Here is a 22,267-nt window from a genome sequence, read left to right as displayed (position 1 = left end):
CATCAGTTTTCACGGGGGATAATGGCTCGATAATAGGGGTTAAATTGCCTTGATTTCCAAGGGTATCATTAACTGTTATAGCGGTTCGGTGGATTGGTGAGGTGCTTTTCAAAGCCCCTCTCCCGTATGGGAGAGGGGTTTGCGGTGTAGACGCGCAGCGGCTTCTCTTTGAGTGAGTGGGCTGTACCTTATGGATATGAGAAACGCTATAGCATAAGTAGTGATTCCCCTCCCCCAAATCATGGTCATGGGTTTAATGGGCGATGGAGGTTTAATGTTTAGTAGATTAGCCAGTTTATTAACTATATTAGGAGTCGGCTTGTATTTTACGGGCTGGATTTACCGCTGGGCATATTTCGGTTATTTTCAAATTGAAATTACCACGTTGGATTTGCCGATAGAATCGTTTTTTATTGCCCCGCTTCAGGTCTTTTTTGGCAACTTTGCCAGCGGCGAGTGGTCTACGTTTTGGCGAACATTTCGAGTGGCGATCGCTATCAGTTTGCTAATTTATCTTACTCTCAAATTGCTGGAGTGCAGTAGCGGCAAATTCGCTCATTTTATCAACGCCAGCCGTGATTATCTGTTAAAAATTAGCCTCAAACAGCGCCGCTATCGAGCGACTCGCACTTTGCAGATTTTCCCGGACTTACAACCAATTGACTATGATAAAAACTTTTTAAATGAATTCGTGATTGCTGGTTGGTGTTTGGCGGGTTTATTTTATCTAGGTCAAACTCAGGGAAACCTAGACGCGATTCGAGATGCCCATAACCATACATCAATGCTGCCAGTGGTAACTGTAATTGCTCCAGAAAATCGGCTGCCCCTAGGTCGCAAAATCAACGACCTGACTGATGACCCAGCGGTGGGAAATTTTCGATTTATCGGAGATTTGGAACTTTATAAAACCTTACTAGATCGAGATTATAACGATAAAACTCAGCCGGATCAACAAATTGTCTGGCGGCTGTTAATTGACCGAGACAGTCAATATTATATTTTCCCATCATTGCCTGAAAATGCCCCCTCTGATACCCGCCCTCCCCTGGTGATTATTCAGCAAAGCACAGCCGGAGAATATGTTATTATTCTGAGTCCAGAACCGGGCCAGCGAAATCCTTAATTATTGTCGGTTATAGCTTTTCTCATTGATGACCTAACTTTGGTAAACTGGATTTACATGGGCTTTATGCAGAAAGTTACACTTATTAGGATAGCATAATATCAGTGAGTTACACAAGGTACACTAATGGCAAAAAACTATGGTTTGGCTATCCATACCAGTAGCCCAGAATTGGGTTTAGCTATGGGGAAGTTTGGGGAACCTGTGCGCTGCCAAACTTGGCATTTGGGCAGGGATTTATCAACCCAACTACATCAACATATATCGGAATTTATGCCCCCTCAAACTTGGTCGGATTTACAACTAATCGCAGTGGCGCGGGGGCCGGGAAGTTTTACGGGGACTCGCTTGGGAGTGGTGACGGCGAGAACCCTCGCACAACAGTTAGATATTCCCCTGTTTGCGATTTCTACTTTGGCGGCGGCTGCCTATAATTTAGCGGGGGATTATGCGGGGAATATTGCCCTAGAAATGCCGGCACAACGGGGACAATTATTTGTGGCTATTTATCAGGTTTCTTCCCAGGGTTTGGTGACAGAATTGGCTGATAGTGTTATGTCTCCCTCACAGTGGGAAATGCTGTTATCTCAACAAGATAAACCATTAAAAAAAATCTTGCTGACGGGTGGACTCGGACACACAAGTTGTGCTATATTAGAATGGGCTACTCTGTTATGGGAACAGGGAAATCGCCCGCACTGGTCGGATGCTTTACCATTTTATGGACAGCATCCGGTTCAGAATTTGATGGCAGATTAATCCCACCATTTGCGGTTAAGTGGAGATGGTGGAAAGGGTGACAAATAGGGTGGCTAACATTAAACTGATTCCGAGGGCGATCGCACTAGGAAAATCGGTCAAAAACTCCCAGGGTTTATGGGTTTTGTCGGGGATTCCATAACCTCGCAATTGCATGGCTTTATAGACCTGTTCGGACTGTTGATAACTACGAATTAATAAACTCCCGGCTAAGGCTGCGTAAATCTGTAAATTTCGGCGACTGAATTGGTGGGGTTGAAAACCTCTTAATATGGTGGCGCGTTTCATCATTTGCAACTGATGGCTGAGTTCAAATATATATCGGTAGGATATTAATAACATATCCGCTAAAATGGGGGATAAACCAAGCGATCGCATGGCTTTAATTAGGGTGATAAATGGACAAGTCCCTAGTAAGACAACTCCAGTGGTAAAAATTGCCAAAAATCTACTCGCAATTAGCAAGACGGCTAGACTTCCTTCCTGGCGAATAATCACGGGTCCCCAAGACCATAATACAGTCGGACCGGAAATAAATGGCAATAAGCCAACTAACCCGAATATAAACAGTCCGGGATATTGTAGGCGATCGCCTAAAAAGGATAGGGGAAGTTTGGATATGGTATATAATATTAATGTGACTAGCAACATGGGGGGGACTAGCCAGAGTTGTTGAACATTAGCAAAAGCAAACATTAATATTCCCAACCCAATTAGCTTTGATTGGGGGTTCCATCTATGAATAAATGAATCGAGATTAGCATACTCATCTATCCTAAATTTCATAGTTAATCTCTCCGGTTTAGGAAGGGTGAGTTAGGGGGATTATTCAGACTCCCTCATCAATACAGTCTGTTCAGAAATCATCTGATCACATCTCAAAGTCCCTCTCCTCTCTGGGAGAGGGATTTAGGGTGAGGGTAATGTATTAAGCGACTGGTGAACAAGCTGTAATAGGGGTTATTGGGTTAATAACTCTGGCTTGACTCGACTTAGGAAATTCACCACCATCGCGGTAAATACTCCCTCAATAAACATCAGGGGAATATGGGCGATAATTAGGGCGATAATTGCAGCTTTTTCCGCTGGACTTTCCAGGGTCGAGGGAAGATTGGTAATCAGTATCACTAAAAATAAGATGGTGGAGAAACCTACACTAGACGCACCTGCTAAAAAACCGAATAAATTTAGGCTGATGGTAGGTTTCAGGTGATGACTAAATCGATGTCTACTTTGAAAAATTACGGCGGCTATTATAGCTGGAATCCCCATAATTATCCCATTAATCCCCAGGGTGGTTAATCCCCCATGTCCGAAGATAATCGCCTGGAATATTAAGCCGATGAGAATAGCCGGAAAAGCATAATAACCTAAAATAGCCCCCAGAAGACCATTTAAGACTAGATGAACACTGGCGGGAGGGATGGGGATATGTATGGAAGAGGCGACAAAAAAGGCGGCGGTTAAGAGGGAGGCTTTGGGAATGTTGGCGGTGGGGTTGGCTTGGCGGTTGATTTGACGCAGAGAATACCAGGTTACTAAGCCGGTGATTCCATAACCAGCCAGACAAATTTGGGCGGGAATAATTCCCTCAGAAATGTGCATAAGTTGATGATATTTGTCAGGTTTGATGGTGGGTTAGTTTTGCGATTCTTGAGAGGTTATATGGGGGCTGTCGTCTCCAACATCATCAGAGGGTTTTAATCGGGTAAAAAATAGGGCGGTGCCGATAAATCCCCAAATGACGGCGGCGGCGGCTACCCATTTTTGCACAGGGCTTGATGCGGAATTGGAGGCGATCGCATTTTGGGTGCTGTCGGATACCTCTTCCCCTGGGGGACTCACCGGAATCGCAATTAACGCCCCATGTCCGGCTTGACGGACGGTGGCTTCCCACAAACCGCTATTATCGTGGTCGGGAATGAATAAAAATTGACCATTATCATCGGTGTTTCCGGTCATCCAAGGGGTGCTAGGGTCCTGGGGGGTGTAGATTCTCACCTCGGCGTTAACCATGGGTGTCCCTGAGTCGTAGGCGGCGTTAATTTTGATGGCTGAGGTGGTTTGAGATTGGACGATGACTCCATGGGCGATCGCTGATTCTGGTATGGCGATCGTCCAAAATAGTAGGGATATACAAAGTTTCCAGTTCATTAAATCATCTCCTGATTATTCAAAAATAGTAAATTATGTGGGAGTTGATCAATCTTTTCGACTCATGGGCTTTTCGGCGCAGTGACCCTCACCCACATGGGCTAAATTCGGTAAAATTGCCATGATTCTCTGATAATCTTCCGCCGCCAGTTGTTCTCTGAGTGTATCTAAATTGGCATCTAAACCCTCTGGGGTGGCGATCGCTGCTAGGGGTTCAAAACCTAATGCACCAGTATTAATCTCCGCCTCCGCCTCCGCTTCTGGGTCTCCAAATAAGTGATCAAAATGAAAGGTAGCTTCTAGGTCTGCGCGACCCCCTGGCTGTAAAGTTCCTTTGCGTTCTTCTCCTACATAATCACCACAACTAAACGCCATTTCTTCATTGAATCTCAGGTTAAATGGTACAGTTAGACCATCTTTTGATGCTGTCCCCACTAACATTAATGAATAACCCGCCGCCATACCATCTACCGCCGGAACCATTTGCCACGAAATCGCATTATAGCGCCCTGGTGGTGCTGGAACTTCATTAACTAAAATAGTTGCAGCACTCTCGTCTCCTGCTGCTAAATCTACGGTTTGGAATTCTACTAAACTAATGATTTGTTGGGCTTGAGGTTCCACTCCCGTATCGGGATTATAGGGGATTAAAGTTTCATAGGCTTGGGCATTGGCAATGGTTACATAAACATGATTAAATGACAGTTCCCAACCGTCTTTACTCACAAAACCTTCCCGGATAAAATCTTCTCCATTGGCGCGAAATTCTATAGTCCCAATTTCGGCTGACCCTGGCTGTATAGCAGTGGTTTCCGACGGTGGAGTTTCTGATGTTTGACTCTGTAGGTTTTGGGTGTCGGCACAAGCACATAATGCGATCGCCCCCAGCAATAATATATTGCCTAATTTTAACAACTGTTTTTTCATCTTCCCAGCCCTAATCAGGTTGAACACCCACATTATACATAAAACTAATGGAATTTTGTATAACATACATTGTCTCTTTTGACAATGCCCTTGGGGGGCATATTTATTGACTATAAATTTAAGGATAGTCAAGAGAGTAAATTTTGTGATTATTAATTATTGCCCCCGCCATAGAATTATCTGCACAGGCAGTCAATAATTGTAGATTAACCCGCCTATATTGGCGGCATTTATTAAAGTTTGACAGGTTCCCTAAACGGGACTGCTTAACCACTCAGACCTTGATTAAAGTTGGGATTTACCCCTTGACAAATGTTGTTTTTCATGGTAAAAATTAATCCGAATATCTCTAATGGCATCTCAACCTACCAGCCGCAAATGTTAAGTCGTGCCATAATGTCCTATAATCGTTATGGAATGATGGGGGTTGGGGAAGTTATCAAACCCCGTCCCTTTGACGGAGGCGATGTCAAGCGGGATTCACAGACTAATAGAAAATTATGAGAGACCTTGACCAGGACAAAACCATTGAGCTACTTAACTCCATCATGGAATTTGAGTTAGCTGGGGTGGTTCGATACACTCACTATTCCTTAATGGTGACCGGACCGAATCGTTTACCAATTGTACAGTTTTTTCAAGCTCAAGCTACCGAGTCCCTCACCCATGCTCAACAAGCGGGGGAAATTCTCACAGGATTAGAAGGACATCCTAGCCAAAGAATTGCTCCCATTGAGGAAACTTATCAGCATTCGGTACAGGATTTATTGGCGGAAAGTCTCAACCATGAGAAAAAAGCTCTATCCCTGTATAAAGAATTACTGGAAACTGTAGAAAATGCCAGTATTTACCTGGAAGAATATGCTCGCACTATGATTGGCCAGGAAGAACTACACAGCATCGAAATTCGCAAGATGTTGCGCGATTATAGCTGAGGTAATGTCCGCAATTTAAAGCGATCAATAGCCTAGGTGGTTGAAAGTAACCAGACCACCTGGGCTAAACTATTATCAAGACTCTGGGAGAAGTTTTGATGTTATGATTAATTTGAGCTAGACCCCAAAGACGGCTATAACCCTACTATCCCATTTGAGATAAACACCCGCCATGAAACTCCAGGATATCATCAATACAGATAAACGGTACGATGTGAAAGATATCGCCGAAGATGAAGAACTCACCCGTCAGATTCAAAATATTTTGGTGAGTTTTAATTTACTAGACCCCCCAGTTGATGGCATTTATGGCCCCAAGTCTAATGCGGCTATGCACCGTTTTCAAACCTTGTTAGAATGTCAGGAAAGTGGTTTTTTAGGAACTATCACAGCCCAAAAATTACTGACGACGAAACCAGAGGATATTCGCACAGATATACCCATCCTGAAAATCACTAGGGATACAATTCTCAAGCTGAGACCCGTTGATTCTGCTCAATTAAATGAATCGGAAAAACAAGGTGCTAAAGCTGGGCAAGAATTTCAGTTATTAGCCTTTGAACCAGACCGAAATCACATCAGAGTTGCTCTCAGAAGTGAAACTTTTAAACAGCATTCAATCTGGTATATTTTTGATAAACACGGGGAAATATATCAGGGGAAAAAGTTAGTTTATCCCAAGTTATTACCAGCGGAAGTGAGATTGCGGAACTTTCCCTATTTTTCTCAACTCGATAACTGGTTTAATCCTACGGGATCATGTAATGTTACCTCGATCGCTATGTGTCTGAGCTATTATGGGGCTCGTCGTCGGGTTAGTTATGGTCAATTTGAGGATGAGTTATATGAATATGCTCTCAATAAGGGCTATAGCCGCCACAGTCCCCAAGATTTAGCCAAAATTGTCCGAGAGTATGGCTGTAAAGACTACTTCACGACTAACGCGACTATTGATGATGTAAAAGAATGGTTGGCGGAAGGAAAACCTACCGTAATCCATGGTTATTTTACCTCCTTTGGTCACATCATGCCAGTAGTAGGTTATAATAGCTCTGGCTTGATAGTTCATGACCCCTATGGCGAATGGTTCTCTAGTGGATATCGTACTGATTTGAGTGGCGCATATCTGACCTATTCTTACTCTTTAATCCGGCGGCTGTGCCTCCCGGATGGCAATTTTTGGGTTCACTTTATCGCCCCATAATTCTAGGGATGATTGAGGCACAAAACTATAACCAGAAATTCCGGTTTTCTGTGCCTCGGTCTTCACGACTACCAAATGGGTCCACCAGAAGGGGGATTATTTCCTGGGGTGGCGGGAGTAGATGGGGTGGCGGGAGTCGATGTGCCTTCTACTGGGGTGGCTTCCAGAAAATTGTTAAAGTCAATATACACGCCGCTGTCGTCTTCGCTTTCAAATAGGGGACTACTGGCTCCGGCGCGCACATTAAAAAGCTGTTGTACAGTAGTCACAGGGTCTGAGCCGGGTTTGAGAGTGAATAAAACACGATCGCCTGAACAGGGAATGGCATTGTCACTAGCCACACATACGACATTTTGGCGATTAACTATGCCGTGGGTAATGTAATTTAACCAACCCAAACTGTAAAAGTTTTGGAACCGCGCGGAAACTTCCCGACAGCGTTGTTCAGAGGTATAGCCGGAACTACTGAAATAGTCCGAATACCATTTAATCACAGGAACCCGTCCTCTGGGTGTGACTGCATAGGTGGTAGGTAAACCGTCTGGCCCTTGTTCACAGATAAACTGAGTTCGGGAAACGGTGGGAGGGTTCACCATAGCCTGGTTAGAGGAATTATCATTAGTTGGTATCGGCTGAGTTGTTTCCTGGGGGGGGTTTGTGCTTTGGATTCCTAGGGGAATGAGTCCGGGGGGTAACAAAACTCGATCAATCACAACAATTACACTATCATTAGGACCGGGAATTGGTAACTGATCAGCGTTAGCCTCGTTAAGCATTAGTTTTTGGTCTCTGGGGTTGCCACTAATGCGAACAGTGTTCCCTTGCCGAGTCGTGATTTCCCCGGATTCTACCTGCTGCTGGGTGATGCGACCAGCGACAACGTGATAGTTTAAAATCTCTCGCAGCATTCCCTGATTTTCTGGCCGGAAAAGGCGATCGCGAATTTCACGAGGCAGATTAGCAAAAGCTGCGTCTGTTGGTGCTAAAATGGTGTAAGTTTCCCCCTGGAGTTGTTGGCTCAAACCGGTGTCTTGTAAGGCTTTCCCCAGTGTCCTCAATCGGTCCTGTTTACCTATAACCTCTGCTAACCCTAAATCGTCTTCTGACTCGTAGTAGGAAGACATGGGGTTAAAAAAGCTATAGTAGGGATAATACTGAGCTAGACTCGGTGCGACACTGTGCAGAGCCAGAATGCCTAACGCTGCTGTGCCTACAGACCAATGTTTAAGACTGATAATATTCATAGTTTTTCTCCTAATGCTGCTGAAATAGATAGAAAGGTCGAGGCTATCACTACTGACGACCTCACCAGGGGGATATCATTTAACCTAGCGTGATTATCTATTTCCATACGACTGTACGACCCCTGACGCATGATCGCCGCCTCTGTGTTCCATTGTGGCACATTCCATTAACTGCTATTCTACCCAACTAAATCACTAAATAGGTAATCTCACTCATATTTTCTGAATCAGTGGGGGATTTACCAGTGGCGATCGCTTTTTGGCACTTGACAAAAATGGCAAAATGTGCATTATTTATCCATGGTAGCGAATTGTTGATTTTTGTCTGGGGTCAGCATCAAAGTTCTAAAAAGAGAGTATACAATGGTAAGTGTACAGTCAATAGCCGATTCAGAGTGAGAGGATAACAAAAATGCCGACAATTAATTGGGCATGGGAAGAGTTAATGATCCAGGCAGATGGGCGTTATCTAAGCGACGCAGAACTCAAGCCCTTTCAGCAATATATTCAAACCCTCCCGGCACGGACAAAAACCTATGAAATTATGCGGGCGAAATCCCCCGAACTGATCAAGATTGCCTTGAAAAAGTTTATGCTGATTCACCCGGAAGTAATGCAGCAACACTCGAAGCGCTGTATTTACGATATGAACATGGCGATCTGCTTAATGTCGGTGGCTATGTTACGGGATGACCCCCGCTATTTTCGGGAGTCGTTGATGTTGTGGTTAGCTAATATTCTGTCTGCCTACCAGAGAAACGTCGCCTGCTTAAAAGCCTATCACTGCTTGGAAGAAACCATGCAGGAGAAACTTCCCAGCGTTTGCAATCAACTGCTTAAACCTTACATGGATATCATTATGGAAGTCTTAGACATTCCACCTAAGTTGATGGCAACAGTACAACGGGGCGCAGCCAGCTCTAAAGGTTAATTAGTTAGTGTTTTTTGGATGTGATTTTTGGATGCGATTAAAGCATAATAGGAGCGGAAAGTATGCCCTTACATGAAACCATCACCACTACCCATGATGCGTCCGTTGAAGAGCGCACATTTGTGCTGAGTAAAATCTATCAGCAAGTCTTAGAACGTCAGCCCTATGATTCGGAACGTAAGCAATTATGGGATTTAGAAAGGGACTTCAAAAAAGGGAAACTAGGAATCCGCCACTTCCTGAAAAGTTTAGTAGTGCGACCGGTTTATTTAGAACATTTCTATGAGAATAGTTCTAACCTCAAGTTTATCGAAAATGCCTGTAAGCATTTTTTAGGGCGCACACCCCACGGAGATGAGGAAATACACAATTGGGATAACATTCTGCTGCGACATGGTGTAGGGGCATTGGTTTCGGATATGGTGGACTCAGAGGAGTATCGTAAATGCTTCGGCTATTTTACGGTTCCCTACTGGCGTGAACAGGCTTTGTATCAGTCCGCGACTGAATATTTAGAAAATGAGCGCCTCGCACATGAACACCCCGGACAGCGAGGCTGGGGTATTCCGAATCACTACCAACAAAAGCTACATCTGAACTCTGATAGTGAGGGTCAGGGGGCTCCAACTGAAGAAACACCGCCAGAGGAGTTACAACCATCTCCGACGGTGGTGGTGGGGACGATGACGGAAACTGAGGCGGAAAAAATTATGGAGTGCATCCAGGAAATTTCTAAAATCCTGTTTGAAAACCGCATTCCCGAACAGCGAATATCTCGCAAACGCATAGAAAATGGGATTCGACAACAGGTGTTGGAGTTTATGACTCCAGAAGATGCCGTTTTACTGGGTGATTAGTTATGGTGGTCTGGTGCGTCAGATGACGCACCGAGGGGAACCCCTGTTAACTGATTTCGACATTAGCCGCGCTTAAATTAGCGCCTGGTGGGTCAGTATCGATGATAGGATTACGGGCTTTAATCAAAGCGATCGCCCGATTGACACTCTCAGGTAAAATCACCACCAGAGACTCCTTGGGAGCCTGTTCTAAGGCCATATTAATGGCATCGGTCTCATTAAGGACAGTCTCATACTTAACCCGAGGATCGCGAACAGGTGACAGAACCTCCTCAATTCCCTGAGTAATCAGAACCGCTGCATCTCCCGGAGGTCGTCCTCGGGTATCATCATCTTCCTTCACGATAATCCGGTCAAACATCTTAGCGGACAATTTACCCAGAGTCACAAAATCCTCATCACGGCGATCGCCTGGACCTCCTACCACCCCAATCCGAGGCCCCGGCCAATTGTTAACAAACCCCGACAAGGCTTCATAACTAGCGGGATTATGGGCATAATCGATCAAAGCATGATAACTGCCCATATTAAACAGATTCATGCGTCCGGGAGTTTGGTCAGCCGAAGCAATGAAAGTAGCCAAAGCGGTGCGAATATGCTCAATTTTCACCCCTTGAGCAAAAGCGGCGACACAAGCTGCCAAAGCATTAGCAATCATAAACGGAGCCATACCCCCCATAGTCAGGGGAACATTAACCGCCTGTTCAATCCGCAGAGTCCAATCACCCTTGAGAATTGACAGATAGCCATTTTCATAGACCGCCGCCAATCCTCCGGCTTCCGTATGGCGCACAATAATCTCATTATCGGGATTCATGGAGAAATAAGCCACTTGAGCTTTCACCCGTGCGGACATGGCAGCCACTAGGGGGTCATCAGCATTAAGGATAGCATAACCGCGATCGCTGACGGCCTCAGCCACCACACTTTTAACCTTAGCCATTTGTTCAATGGTATCGATATCTCCCAAACCCAGGTGATCAGCCGCCACATTAAGGACGACACCGATATCACAGGTATCAAAACCCAGACCCGATCGCAAAATTCCCCCCCGCGCACATTCAAGGACTGCGACTTCTACGGTGGGGTCACAGAGGATCAGGTGAGCGCTTTGGGGTCCTGTATTATCCCCTGGTTCGGCCATATAATCGCCGATATAAGTGCCATCGGTGGTAGTATAACCAACCACCTTTCCTGTCTGCTTCATAATGTGGGCTAACAGGCGAGTGGTGGTAGTTTTGCCATTAGTGCCGGTGACCGACAGAATGGGAATCCGACTAGGGGTAGACCCTGGGAATAGCATATCCATCACCGCCCCGGCGACATTACGGGGTAGGCCTTCACTGGGGGCGACGTGCATTCTAAATCCTGGGGCGGCGTTAACTTCCACAATCACGCCATCCACCTCCCGCAGGGGTTTAGAAATATCTGGGGTAACTACATCAATTCCGGCCACATCTAGGCCAATAATTTTGGCAACCCGAGCAAATAGCCAGATATTTTCTGGGTGGACTTCATCAGTGCGATCGATAGCACTGCCCCCCGTACTGAGGTTAGCCGTAGCCCGCAAAAAGCAAACTTCCCCCTTTGGTAGGACGGAATCGATAGTATATCCGGCTTCCTCAATCATAGAAAGCACCGTTTGATCAACCACAATTCGGGTCAGGACGTTATCATGTCCATCTCCCCGGCGAGGGTCTTTGTTCGTTTCCTCGATTAATTCCTCAATGGTGGATTTACCATTACCAACCACATGGGCGGGGACCCTTTCCGACACTGCTACCACCCGACCATTGACGACTAAAACCCGATGATCTCGACCTTTGTAGAATCGCTCAATAATCACACTACGGGTTTTTGAGGCTTCACTGGCTGCATCATAGGCCGCCTGAGCCGTTTCCCAACGAGTCACATCTAGGGTAATACCTCGGCCGTGGTTGCCATCTAGGGGTTTAATGGCAATAGGATAGCCCCCCACATCTTCGATCGCATCAGTGAGGTCTTCAAAGTAACGAATTACCGTCCCCCGTGGTACAGGAATCCCCCCATCCCGCAGCACTTGTTTAGTGCCTTCCTTATCGCAGGCCAGTTCCACCCCCAAAATACCAGTGCTACTGGTGAGGGTAGCTTGAATGCGCTTTTGATTGACACCATAACCAAACTGGATCATAAACCTGGCGTTTAGTTGCATCCAAGGGATATGGCGAAATTCAGCCTCTTTGATGATCGCTTCTGTACTCGGACCGAGGGCAGCTTGGGCTTTTAATTCCTTGAGGTCTTCGATATCCTGAGTTAGTTCTTCAGCCGGATAAGTGCCAGTTTCGGCAATACTCTGACACAGACGCACCGCCGCCCGCCCTGCATATCGGCCCGCCTGTTCATTTTCGTACTCATAGACCACCTGAAACACTCCCGGAGTCGAGGTTTCCCGCGTCCGACCAAACCCCACAGGCATTCCCGCTAGTTGTTGAAGTTCCAGGGCCACGTGCTCTATAATATGACCCATTAATGTTCCCCGTTCCACCCGACTGAGAAAGCCACCCCGCACTCCCGGAGAACAACAATGCTCTACTAAACTAGGCAAAACGGAGGTTAAACCTTGATAAAATCCGGGAATATCTGAGGAGTAGCGTTCTGATAATTCTTCTAGGTCAAGACGCATTACGATCAGCTTGTGTCGTCTGATACTCCAGTAGTTAGGACCTCTGAGAGTTAGGATTCTAAGAATTTTCATATCTGTCTCGGTGGGTGATCCAGGAATTATTTTGGTGACAAGTCTCTGTGTTATTCAATGTCAAACTTCAAAGACCTCAAAACTGTTCGCATTGAACAGTTTTGCGACCTGAATATGATACAGCAATCCGAACTATAAGCTGGCTGCTGCTGGGAAGGCGGTGTGGGTTCGCATATTATAACTGTCACCGTGGCAGAGAATATTGACCCGCAGGTTAAATAAGCTCAGTGGGTCAGTAGCCCCCGCCTGGGCTACATTGGTATAGGATAGATCTTTCGCATCTATTATGGTCACGGTTCCTTTACCAATTACCCGCACTCGCCCTTCTCCTTCAAACATGGCACAGGTGTCCTCATCAATGCCAATCCCCATTTTATCTGGATGGGCGGCGATCGCACTAATTAGACGAGAGAAGCGGTTGCGATTATGAAAATGTTGGTCTACGATCAAATCCGGTAGAATATCCAGCCCGGTAGCCATATCCACTAGCGATCGATTAGGAGATTCCCCACTACCCCCCCCAGCGATCATGTGATGGCTCATCACCGCCGCCCCGGCACTGGTTCCCGCCAGGGCTATTTTACCCGCCCTAGCTGCTACCCGAATTTTCTCCATTAGCGGCGTATCTGCCAACAAACTGTACAGCCTTAACTGATCTCCTCCCGTCATAAACACCCCTGTACAATCCTCTAAATAATCGTGCCATTGTGGATCTTCACAGTGATGACGTTCCCGAATATCAAATACTTTCAGGGTCTTCGCTCCCATATTCTCAAAAATTTTTTGGTAGCGTTCTCCTTGAATACTCGGTTCTCTGGAGGCTGAGGGAATAATTGCCAGTTGGGCATTTTCCCCCCCAGCACGACTGAAAAAGGTTTGCAGAATCTCACGTCCATGAATCTTATCTTCGGCTCCTCCAATGACTAAAATTGAGGTTTGAGTTTTTGGATTAATCATTTGTTCAAGGGCTTGAGATGTCAACTGCTGCATATTGTTCTCCTCATGATAGGCATGAATTCAACTTAGCGGGCTTCTTTGGCGGACTCCAGATTCTGCACCACCACCCTTTTCCGGGTCTGGTTTGACTTCACTGCCTTCTGACATAAATTTGGCATAAAAGGGGACAGCAAAACTTTGTCTCTTGTGAAGTTGCCCTCCTCGGTTTTAGGTGAGTGACACTAACTATCGCCCTAACCAGAGGATATTTACCCAATTTGACCAAGAATCTGGCTAGTTTCCCAATGGGTTATGGTTCTTTCTCGATTCACCCCATCACCTGCCCGGATTCCCGAATCTCTTGACTTAGAGATGCTCGAACTTAACATTTGCTTAATAGCCAATTTAACTTAAATCCTGTCAGGGAACCCGGATAAATTTGGACTTGAAGGTGATCACACCAGATTCTATTTGCTTGGCAGACCCTCGCTTAATCTCCTTTTGCCGGAAATGCACACAGATGCTGCCAGGAAAAATTACCAAATTAGCGCAAATATTAGCATTTTAGTATATTTTGATACGGATTTAAACAATTCTTTAGACCCACCAGACCCACCGGACTTTCCCAGATTTTCGGGATCGAGGGTGTTACACCAAGCCCCGCTGCCCGATTTTATAACAAGGAGTCTGTTCTTGTTCACGGATCACATCTGTTTTTATCTTTTTGGTTGGTTGCCAGTAAGGCTCAAGTTGTCTAATGGCTGTGGCTAAAAGTATGACGCGCCCATCTTTTTCAGCCATAGTCGGTACCAATTTGCTACAATGCTTCTATCAGCTCCCAGCAAGCGACCGATTGAGAGTAAAAGTCAGGCATTGCCCGAGCCTGCTAACTCTGGGAACGGTTGGCATCAGTCAGTCGTCAGATCTACTGGTTTTGCTGCCTGTCGAGGTATCTCTCAGGAGCAATTCTGGGAAACAAGCACCTACCATAGCAGGTACGGTGGCTGGAGGGTTAATCATACAGTTACTGGCTTGGTTTGAGGTTCCGTGCGATTTGACATTATTACTCTGTTCCCTGAATTTTTCTCTAGCCCCCTACAGTCAGGACTTCTAGCTAAAGCAATAGCTCGCCAGATCGCGGCGGTCTACTGCACTAATCCTAGGGATTTTGCCCTCGACAAGCACCGACGGGTCGATGATGAACCATACGGCGGCGGGGTGGGAATGGTATTGAAACCTGAGCCGATTTTTGCGGCGGTTGAGTCCCTTCCCTCTCTTCCCCGACGAGAGGTGATTATGTTGACCCCCCAGGGGGAAACTATGCACCAGGGACTATTTCGCGATTTGGCTACTGGTTATGACCAACTGGTTTTGATTTGTGGACACTACGAAGGCATCGATGAGCGGGTCATGCACCTGGTGACTCGCGAGGTGTCTTTGGGTGATTTCGTCCTAACTGGGGGCGAAATTCCAGCCCTGGCTTTGATTAATGGTGTGGTGCGCCTGCGACCGGGTACTGTGGGTAAGGTTGAATCCCTCAAGGCGGAGAGTTTTGAGGATGGACTACTAGACTATCCCCACTATACCCGCCCGGCTGAGTTTCGGGGAATGCGTGTCCCTGATGTTTTGCTCTCTGGTAATCATGCTGATATTCAACAATGGCGACGAGAACAACAACTTCAACGCACACAACAGCGCCGTCCTGACCTGTTATCGGGTCTGGAACTTCCTAAGCCGGAAAATTGAACTGACAAAACCCCTAACCCTCTCTTAAAGGCGATCGCAACTATCTGTGAAATCCCATGAATCACTCACCTGAGCAATATATTACCGCCATCGATCGCGCTTTGAGTCAGGATAATTTCCATCAAGCCGCAGATTTAGCCTGCGAAGCGTTTAAGTCTTATCCTAACTCGGACAAAATTAAACGATATATGCAGCTTTTTGGACCGAAAACCTTGGAGTTTCACCGCTTACCACCTAACCCTGAGATGTCTTTGAATTTTAACTGGGTTGTCCAAAACCGCCAGGGCTACCGAGGTAGATGGGTAGCCCTCAAAGGCGGGAATTTGGTGAGTGATGCAGCCTCCCTAGATGAGTTAAAACAAAAACTGGGCGATCGCGTTAAGTTTTTGTTCTGTACGGTGGTATATTGACGGGTGGCTCTATCCTAAGACCAGTAATTCGGGTTTAGCAATCATCACTAATCCAAAGAATACCATAAAGGCTCCCGCAAATAGTTTCAGTAATCGCCCTTTTTCTTCGGTTAGACGATAGGATGAAAAAGAGTAAATAAAACTGATGAGAATCCCCAATAGCGGCAGAATATAGACTACAGCATAAAAAGCCGTCCAGAGACTATAACACAGTAAAACATTAGTCTGACAATAGTTGACTAGGGTTGCCATATATACAGTGGGTAAAATGGCTGTACATCCTAACTCTACTAGGTTGACGAAAATTGCTAATAAAACTGTAGCCAATAAGGCGGCGGCAAATTTTCGGCGATCGCTTTTAGCTGATTGTAATTGGTTGACGATGTTTCGGGCTTTTTTGGTAATCTCAATTTGCTGGTCTTTGGATAAAGACAGAGACACAGATTTTTTGAACCAAAAGAAGTCCTTGATGTTAATTAAGCCAGCAATGGTGATCACTGTACCCAATATAATCATCACTATTTGACCATATTTATCTATGAAAATTGAGCCCACTAATACCATGGCCATGATAAACACAAAATACATGACCCCTGATGTCACCACAAAGGTGGAACCCACTAGGGCCATATCTCGCCTACTTTTGGTATAGGTCAGCAGCGATAATAGGATAATTAACACTGTAAAAGCACAGGGATTAAACCCGTCGGCTAAGGCGATGATAAATACAAATAGGGGGAAGGGTAAAGCAGCCGCAAATCCTCTAATTACTGCATCTGGGGTAAATGCGATCGCTAAAAATAGACTAACCATAATTACACCTGTTAGTCCCCCCAACCATAATCGCTTCGTTTCGACTGGTTTATCTTTAATGCTGAAAATTGGGTAGGTGACTACATAAGCTAGGGGTAAAAATGATAAAACCCAGACAGGTATACCTTGTGGTGAAGGTGGTGGAGTCTGTGTAGCTTGTGGAGTGGGTGTAGGTTCCACATTAACCGTTTGACCGGGAATGATAATAGCAGTTGCTAACTCGGCTTCAATAGCATTAATAATTTGGTTCTGATAGCCTATATAAGCCTGATAGGATGGGATAAATTCTAACTCTCCTGGGTCTGGGGAGAAACCGATAAAGGATTTATCACCAATTATCGTTCGGGGAACTGCGCGACTACTCAGGTTATTTTCCTCAAGAAATCCTTGGAATTTTTCCGGCTGTTTGTCAACATCAACCATAGTTAGAGTGACATTATCATTAGCTTCTACTAGGGGAAGTAAAAAGGCTTTTTGTTGACGACAATAGGGACAGTTTTCGCTGGTAAAAAATAACACATCTACGGAAGTCACATCATTAGCAGATATGGCTCCGGCTGTTACGGTTAGTATTCCCAGTAATAGGGAAAAACAGAATATGATAGTTTGACGCAACCAGGTTTTCTTCAACATAAGACTTAGCCTGTTAATTGATGAATGCTTCAAATGGCGATCGCTCCTCAAGTGGCCGACACTTCAACCAAAATTGTGGCTCCCCCTAGACGATTATGGTAAAATCGGTTATGCTTACAAGTTAGGGGTAGTTAGCCTACTACCAGCGGTAGCATCACCAAGCCAAAGCATCTACTAAGAACTTGACGAAAATTTGCACTGACTGGTTCTCTGCATTTACTATAACTTGATTTACTGTTAAAATGCCAAATTTTAACCTTTCTTAACCTTGTCGCCATTCTCCATATCATCAGACCAGCGATAATTCAGTTATAAAAAAGGAAGCAATATGAAACCCATGCGATCGACTGATAGTGATTATCAATATTTTTGTGTGCGTCTCCAGCCCTTACTAGAAATTGCCTACGAACCTGCCACAATTCCGAGTATTTTAGACCGTCTATTTGCCGTAATTGGCGACAATTTATATATACCAAACGGCAATGAAAACCCCAATAAATGGACAGAAAACAACGTCACATTAATCACCTATGGCGATAGTATTTGTAGCCGGGATACTGACCAAAAACCCCTAGAAGTTTTGGCAAAATTTTTAGGAGAACACCTGCAAGATACCATCACCGGGGTGCATATTTTACCCTTTTTTCCCTATACCTCAGATGATGGATTTGCCGTCAGTGACTATTTAAGCGTTAATCGGGAACTCGGAGACTGGGAAGATATCAAAACCATTGCTAGTCAATTTAACTTAATGGTAGACGTAGTGCTTAATCATGTTTCCAGTAAGCACCAATGGTTCCAACAATTCCAAGCCGGAGAAAAACCAGGCTCTGATTATTTTATAGTGGTTGAACCCGAAACCGACCTATCAGAAGTTGTCAGACCCCGCAACAGTCCCGTATTAGTCAAAGTAGAAACTGTCCATGGAGAAAAGCACGTTTGGGCAACTTTTAGCGAAGATAAGATTGATGTTAATTTTGCCAATCCTGATGTCTTAATTGAGTTTTTGAAAATCATCAGATTTTATATAGTGAATGCCAAAGCCAGATATATTCGCCTAGATGCTGTGGGTTTTATGTGGAAAGAAATCGGCACATCTTGCATTCATTTACCCCCAACCCATGCCATTATTAAACTACTGCGGGAACTGGTAAATATGATAGATCCAGAAGTAGCTTTAATTACCGAAACCAACGTACCAAACCGGGAAAATCTCAGCTATTTTGGCAATCGAAATGAGGCGCACATGATTTATAACTTTAGCTTGCCGCCACTGTTGTTAAATGCGATGCTTCAGGGTAAATCAGACCATCTCAAAACCTGGATGATGAGTATGCCACCCGCCCCCCTAGGCTGTGCTTATTTTAATTTTACGGCTTCCCATGATGGCATTGGTTTACGTCCGGCCGAGGGTTTACTTTCCGATGATGAATATCAAAGCCTGTTAACCACTATGGAGAAATTAGGCGGTAAAATTAGCATGAGGAAAAAGCCAGATGGTAGTGAGAGTCCCTATGAAATTAATATTTCCTTATTTGATGCCATGAAAGGCACAGTTAAAGGAGAAGATACCTGGCAAATTCAACGCTTTATTTGTTCCCAAACTCTGATGATGTCTTTAGAGGGGATTCCGGCATTTTATATTCATAGTTTATTGGCTACTCCCAATGATTATGACAGGTTAAAAGAGACGGGAATGAATCGGTCAATTAATCGCTATAAGTGGCAGATTGAGGATTTACAAAAGGATTTAGAGAACCCCCATTCTCCTCGATCGCTTGTATTCCGCGAAATCTGTCGGCGCATTAAAATCCGTCGCCAACAGGGTGCTTTTCATCCTAACGCCACTCAATACACCCTACAATTAAAGCGATCGCTATTTGGGTTTTGGCGACAAAGTATGACCAGAGACCAAAGCATTTTCTGTATCTTTAATCTGACCGATAAACCCCAACAACTCAATTTAAGAGATGTCAACCTGATCTGTATAGATCCTTGGTTAGATTTAATCAGTGGGGAAATGATTACCGATATTTACTCCAAGTACATCTTACAACCCTATCAAGCCGTGTGGATTACCAACAAATTCTAGTACAGCATGATCAGACTCAGAGCGATCACTAAGAATTTTGAGAGTTAACCGTGCAATCTGTGATAACCTAGCAAAACCTAGCTAAAACCCGCCTAAGTTCAATTCACCCTTGATATGGAACAATTTTTAAACCTAATTCCAGAGAGTCCAATAGTCCCATTTACAATTCTGATCCTAGTCAGTTTAACCATTCCTCCCATTTTCGAGCGTCTTCGACTCCCCGGTTTGGTGGGTTTATTATTTGCGGGAGTAGTATTAGGACCCAACGGAATGCAAGTTTTGTCTCCTGACTCCGAAATTATGAAATTACTTTCGGATATCGGCAAAATTTACCTAATGTTTGTGGCGGGTTTAGAAATTGACCTAGAAGAATTTAGGCGCAAACGAAATAGATCCCTATCCTTTGGTCTGATGACCTTTGCTTTCCCTTTAACCGTAGGAACCGCAATTGGTTTATCAGTTGGCTATGGTATAAACACATCAATTTTAATGGGTTCTCTACTAGCTTCCCATACCTTATTAGGTTATCCCATTGTAGCACGATTAGGAGTAGTTGCCAATGAATCAGTAGTCGTCACTATTGGAGCCACTATTTTTACTGATATTGCCGCTTTATTGGTGCTGGCTATTTGTATTTCCATTCATGGGGGAGATTTTTCCGCTACTTCCATAATTATACAATTAGCAGCCCTAGGAATTTATGCTGCTATTGTCCTGTTTGGTTTAGATTGGGCTGGAAAGGAATACTTTAGGCGTACAGGAAATGAAGAAAGTAATCAGTTTCTGTTTGTCATGCTGGCAGTTTTTTTGGTCTCGGTAGGCTCACAAATTATCAATGTTGATCAAATTGTCGGTGCATTTTTAGCAGGCTTGGCGGTTAATGATGTGATCGGTCATAGTCCGGTAGAGGAAAAAGTGGAGTTTGTAGGTAGTACCCTATTTATTCCCTTTTTCTTTGTGGGGATGGGATTACTCATTGATGTTCCGGCTTTTATTCAAAGTTTAACAACTGGTATTGGCTTAACTTTAGCTATTGTTTTAGGCTTACTAGGTAGTAAGTTAATGGCTGCTACTGGGATGAAATTACTGTTTCGTTATAACTGGAACGAAACAATGACTATGTGGGCTTTATCTGTTCCCCAGGTGGCTGCTACCCTCGCCGCCGCCTTAGCCGCTGAACGGGTAGGGTTGATATCTGAGCAAGTCTTTAATACGGTGATTGTGCTAATGTTGGTCACTTCAGTTTTGGGACCAATATTAACCGCTCGTTTTGGGAGTCGATTATCTATCCCCAAACCTAATTTACAAGCACCCAAAGAGGCTTGGATACCTGAAAAACATTCAGAAATAGGCTTAGAAAATCCCTGGAATCAATTTACAGTTGTCGTGGCTGTATCTAACCCTATGTCGGTGCGGTATTTAGTGGAAATGGCGGGTTTATTGGCGCGTCACGAGTCGGGTTTAGTGGTTCCCATCACGATTACCCAAGCTCATGTACAAATGGATGAACCTCAGTTAGATGTTACCTTGCGTCAAAGCGATCGCCTCTTAGAAAAAGCCGCAGAAGTGGCTAAGGAGTTTGGTGTCCAAACTGAAACTAGACTCCGTATCGATGACGATATTGCTGAAGGAATTAGCCGCACCGCTAGGGAATTTGACGCGAGTTTAATTGTGATTGGTTGGAATTCTAACACTAGCCTACGAGCCAGACTTTTAGGTAACTTAATTGATAATGTATTTTGGTCTTCCCATTGTCCGGTGGCGGTCTTAAAGCTATTGGAAGCACCTATTGACATCCATCGGATTTTGGTTCCGGTTAAAAATATTACCCCCCAAGCGATTAGAACTATTCGATTTGCTCAACTGTTTGCTGATAGTAACCAAGCTGAGGTAATGTTATTGCAAGTTTGCGATCGCCGCACTTCTAGGGAACAGGTGAATGAGTTGGAGTCGGAATTATCCACAATTCTAGCATCAGGACCCCAGGTCAAATCTGATATTCAGGTCTTAGTCCATGACAATGTATCTGATGCACTTCTCAAAGCCTCTCAATCCTTTGATTTAGTCGTATTGCGATCGATGCGTCGTCGCACCGCTGGGGGTCTGGCTGTAAGCGATGTCACTACGGAAATGATTAAGAGTTTGACCTGTTCCTTTATCCTATTTGGTGAACCACACTCTTGATTTTTGGCGAGGAACCTGCTACAATGACTCTCAGGTGTGCGAGACGTTCAGGTATGAAATAAGGTTGAGATGCCTAAAATAACTACTTGGTAGCGACTTCAACCCCTGGGTTGGATATAAGGAGCGCACTCCTGACCATCCCTATAACTGTTTATATGTCCCGACGCTTAGGGAAATCTAAGCAAGGCAGGGAACTCAAGGTCCTAAGCGAACTGAGAAATCACAGAGCAGAGGGTAACGGCGATAGCCACCCCTAGTTTTAGGACTCACAACCCTAGGACTAAAGCGGGGAACGGAAGGCTCCGAGGTGTAACCTAATACCGGAATCGAGACCACTGCCAACCATCCATGATTAAGGAAACTGAATGTCCGGCTTGAACCATGGTAATACATTAGCAGCGAAATAGGTTGACACGCTGCGCCCAAAAGGGCAAGGGGAAAAGTAGGGGGCTCATACGACTACCTGCACAGACTTTTAAAGTACCCCGGTTCTGAGGACAAATCTAACGATGGAATGCCCATATAAGCGGAACGTTGTAACCCCTCTAATGCTCTGCCTATAAACAAGTGAGTAATGCTATT

The 22,267-nt window shown here is 44.9% G+C and carries 21 protein-coding genes; 11 read left to right on the top strand and 10 right to left on the bottom strand.

All coding sequences use genetic code 11. The features are described from left to right. The first annotated feature begins 274 nt into the window (after positions 1-274). Entirely contained in the window at positions 275-1,126 is an 852-nt protein-coding gene (locus tag P5674_RS16640; protein ID WP_197535919.1) for a hypothetical protein, read from the top strand. A gap of 126 nt (positions 1,127-1,252) precedes the next feature. Continuing rightward, the gene (gene tsaB / locus P5674_RS16635; protein WP_006618931.1) at positions 1,253-1,885 is read left to right on the top strand and encodes a tRNA (adenosine(37)-N6)-threonylcarbamoyltransferase complex dimerization subunit type 1 TsaB; all 633 of its coding nucleotides are present in this window, start codon (positions 1,253-1,255) and stop codon (positions 1,883-1,885) included. Positions 1,886-1,900: 15 nt separating this feature from the next. On the opposite strand, the gene cbiQ is transcribed toward tsaB, so the two are convergent. The 4 genes from cbiQ to P5674_RS16615 form a co-directional block, all read right to left on the bottom strand. Continuing rightward, entirely contained in the window at positions 1,901-2,671 is a 771-nt protein-coding gene (cbiQ, locus tag P5674_RS16630; protein ID WP_006618930.1) for a cobalt ECF transporter T component CbiQ, read from the bottom strand. A 174-nt stretch (positions 2,672-2,845) separates the two neighbouring features. Continuing rightward, a complete protein-coding gene (cbiM, locus tag P5674_RS16625) occupies positions 2,846-3,490 on the bottom strand; it encodes a cobalt transporter CbiM (RefSeq protein WP_006618929.1) in 645 nt (214 codons plus the stop codon). Positions 3,491-3,523: 33 nt separating this feature from the next. Beyond that, positions 3,524-4,039, bottom strand: coding sequence for a hypothetical protein (locus tag P5674_RS16620; RefSeq protein ID WP_006618928.1), 516 nt, complete (start codon positions 4,037-4,039; stop codon positions 3,524-3,526). A 48-nt stretch (positions 4,040-4,087) separates the two neighbouring features. Then, on the bottom strand, positions 4,088-4,966 hold the full coding sequence (locus tag P5674_RS16615) for a hypothetical protein (RefSeq protein WP_006618927.1): 879 nt from the start codon (positions 4,964-4,966) through the stop codon (positions 4,088-4,090). A 324-nt stretch (positions 4,967-5,290) separates the two neighbouring features. On the opposite strand from P5674_RS16615, the gene P5674_RS16610 reads away from it, so the two are divergent. The 3 genes from P5674_RS16610 to P5674_RS16600 all read left to right on the top strand — a co-directional run bounded on the left by P5674_RS16610 (position 5,291) and on the right by P5674_RS16600 (position 7,105). Beyond that, on the top strand, positions 5,291-5,470 hold the full coding sequence (locus P5674_RS16610) for a hypothetical protein (RefSeq protein ID WP_014275160.1): 180 nt from the start codon (positions 5,291-5,293) through the stop codon (positions 5,468-5,470). Further along, positions 5,467-5,901, top strand: a complete 435-nt coding sequence (locus tag P5674_RS16605; protein WP_006618925.1) for a ferritin-like domain-containing protein — start codon at positions 5,467-5,469, stop codon at positions 5,899-5,901. Before P5674_RS16610 ends, P5674_RS16605 begins: the two co-directional genes overlap by 4 nt. 172 nt (positions 5,902-6,073) lie before the next feature. After that, positions 6,074-7,105, top strand: coding sequence for a C39 family peptidase (locus P5674_RS16600; RefSeq protein WP_006618924.1), 1,032 nt, complete (start codon positions 6,074-6,076; stop codon positions 7,103-7,105). Positions 7,106-7,173: 68 nt separating this feature from the next. Here the strand turns inward: P5674_RS16600 and P5674_RS16595 are convergent, their stop codons facing one another. Beyond that, positions 7,174-8,349, bottom strand: a complete 1,176-nt coding sequence (locus P5674_RS16595) for a COP23 domain-containing protein (protein WP_006618923.1) — start codon at positions 8,347-8,349, stop codon at positions 7,174-7,176. Continuing rightward, the gene (locus tag P5674_RS16590; RefSeq protein ID WP_190490456.1) at positions 8,346-8,510 is read right to left on the bottom strand and encodes a hypothetical protein; all 165 of its coding nucleotides are present in this window, start codon (positions 8,508-8,510) and stop codon (positions 8,346-8,348) included. Before P5674_RS16590 ends, P5674_RS16595 begins: the two co-directional genes overlap by 4 nt. A gap of 251 nt (positions 8,511-8,761) precedes the next feature. Between P5674_RS16590 and P5674_RS16585 the strand changes: the two genes are divergently transcribed. Both P5674_RS16585 and P5674_RS16580 read left to right on the top strand, forming a co-directional pair. Next, positions 8,762-9,280 carry a phycobilisome protein gene (locus P5674_RS16585; RefSeq protein ID WP_006618922.1) on the top strand — a complete coding sequence of 173 codons (519 nt, stop codon included), beginning with the start codon at positions 8,762-8,764 and terminating at the stop codon, positions 9,278-9,280. 62 nt (positions 9,281-9,342) lie between these two features. Beyond that, positions 9,343-10,137 carry a phycobilisome rod-core linker polypeptide gene (locus tag P5674_RS16580; protein ID WP_006618921.1) on the top strand — a complete coding sequence of 265 codons (795 nt, stop codon included), beginning with the start codon at positions 9,343-9,345 and terminating at the stop codon, positions 10,135-10,137. 46 nt (positions 10,138-10,183) lie between these two features. On the opposite strand, the gene cphA is transcribed toward P5674_RS16580, so the two are convergent. The 3 genes from cphA to P5674_RS16565 form a co-directional block, all read right to left on the bottom strand. Then, entirely contained in the window at positions 10,184-12,871 is a 2,688-nt protein-coding gene (gene cphA, locus P5674_RS16575) for a cyanophycin synthetase (RefSeq protein ID WP_014275162.1), read from the bottom strand. Positions 12,872-13,003: 132 nt separating this feature from the next. Next, positions 13,004-13,861, bottom strand: a complete 858-nt coding sequence (locus tag P5674_RS16570; protein ID WP_006621430.1) for a cyanophycinase — start codon at positions 13,859-13,861, stop codon at positions 13,004-13,006. 594 nt (positions 13,862-14,455) lie between these two features. Beyond that, a complete protein-coding gene (locus tag P5674_RS16565) occupies positions 14,456-14,608 on the bottom strand; it encodes a hypothetical protein (RefSeq protein WP_006669095.1) in 153 nt (50 codons plus the stop codon). A gap of 246 nt (positions 14,609-14,854) precedes the next feature. Here P5674_RS16565 and trmD point away from each other — a divergent pair, with 246 nt between their 5' ends. Together trmD and P5674_RS16555 are read left to right on the top strand one after the other, a co-directional pair. Continuing rightward, complete coding sequence (trmD, locus tag P5674_RS16560; protein WP_006621428.1) at positions 14,855-15,553, top strand: tRNA (guanosine(37)-N1)-methyltransferase TrmD; 699 nt, start codon at positions 14,855-14,857, stop codon at positions 15,551-15,553. A gap of 56 nt (positions 15,554-15,609) precedes the next feature. Continuing rightward, complete coding sequence (locus P5674_RS16555) at positions 15,610-15,963, top strand: hypothetical protein (protein WP_006621427.1); 354 nt, start codon at positions 15,610-15,612, stop codon at positions 15,961-15,963. A 9-nt stretch (positions 15,964-15,972) separates the two neighbouring features. Here the strand turns inward: P5674_RS16555 and P5674_RS16550 are convergent, their stop codons facing one another. Then, positions 15,973-17,409, bottom strand: coding sequence for a glutaredoxin family protein (locus tag P5674_RS16550; protein WP_315670103.1), 1,437 nt, complete (start codon positions 17,407-17,409; stop codon positions 15,973-15,975). A 328-nt stretch (positions 17,410-17,737) separates the two neighbouring features. On the opposite strand from P5674_RS16550, the gene P5674_RS16545 reads away from it, so the two are divergent. Then, positions 17,738-19,501, top strand: coding sequence for an alpha-amylase family glycosyl hydrolase (locus P5674_RS16545; protein WP_315670102.1), 1,764 nt, complete (start codon positions 17,738-17,740; stop codon positions 19,499-19,501). 114 nt (positions 19,502-19,615) lie between these two features. Then, positions 19,616-21,685, top strand: a complete 2,070-nt coding sequence (locus tag P5674_RS16540) for a cation:proton antiporter (RefSeq protein ID WP_006618914.1) — start codon at positions 19,616-19,618, stop codon at positions 21,683-21,685. Positions 21,686-22,267 lie beyond the last annotated feature (582 nt).

The sequence above is a fragment of the Limnospira sp. PMC 289.06 genome, from assembly GCF_032350395.1.
GTDB lineage: Bacteria > Cyanobacteriota > Cyanobacteriia > Cyanobacteriales > Microcoleaceae > Limnospira > Limnospira platensis.
The sequence above is the reverse complement of the archived record's forward strand: the minus strand, read 5'-3'. Positions and strand labels throughout refer to the sequence as shown.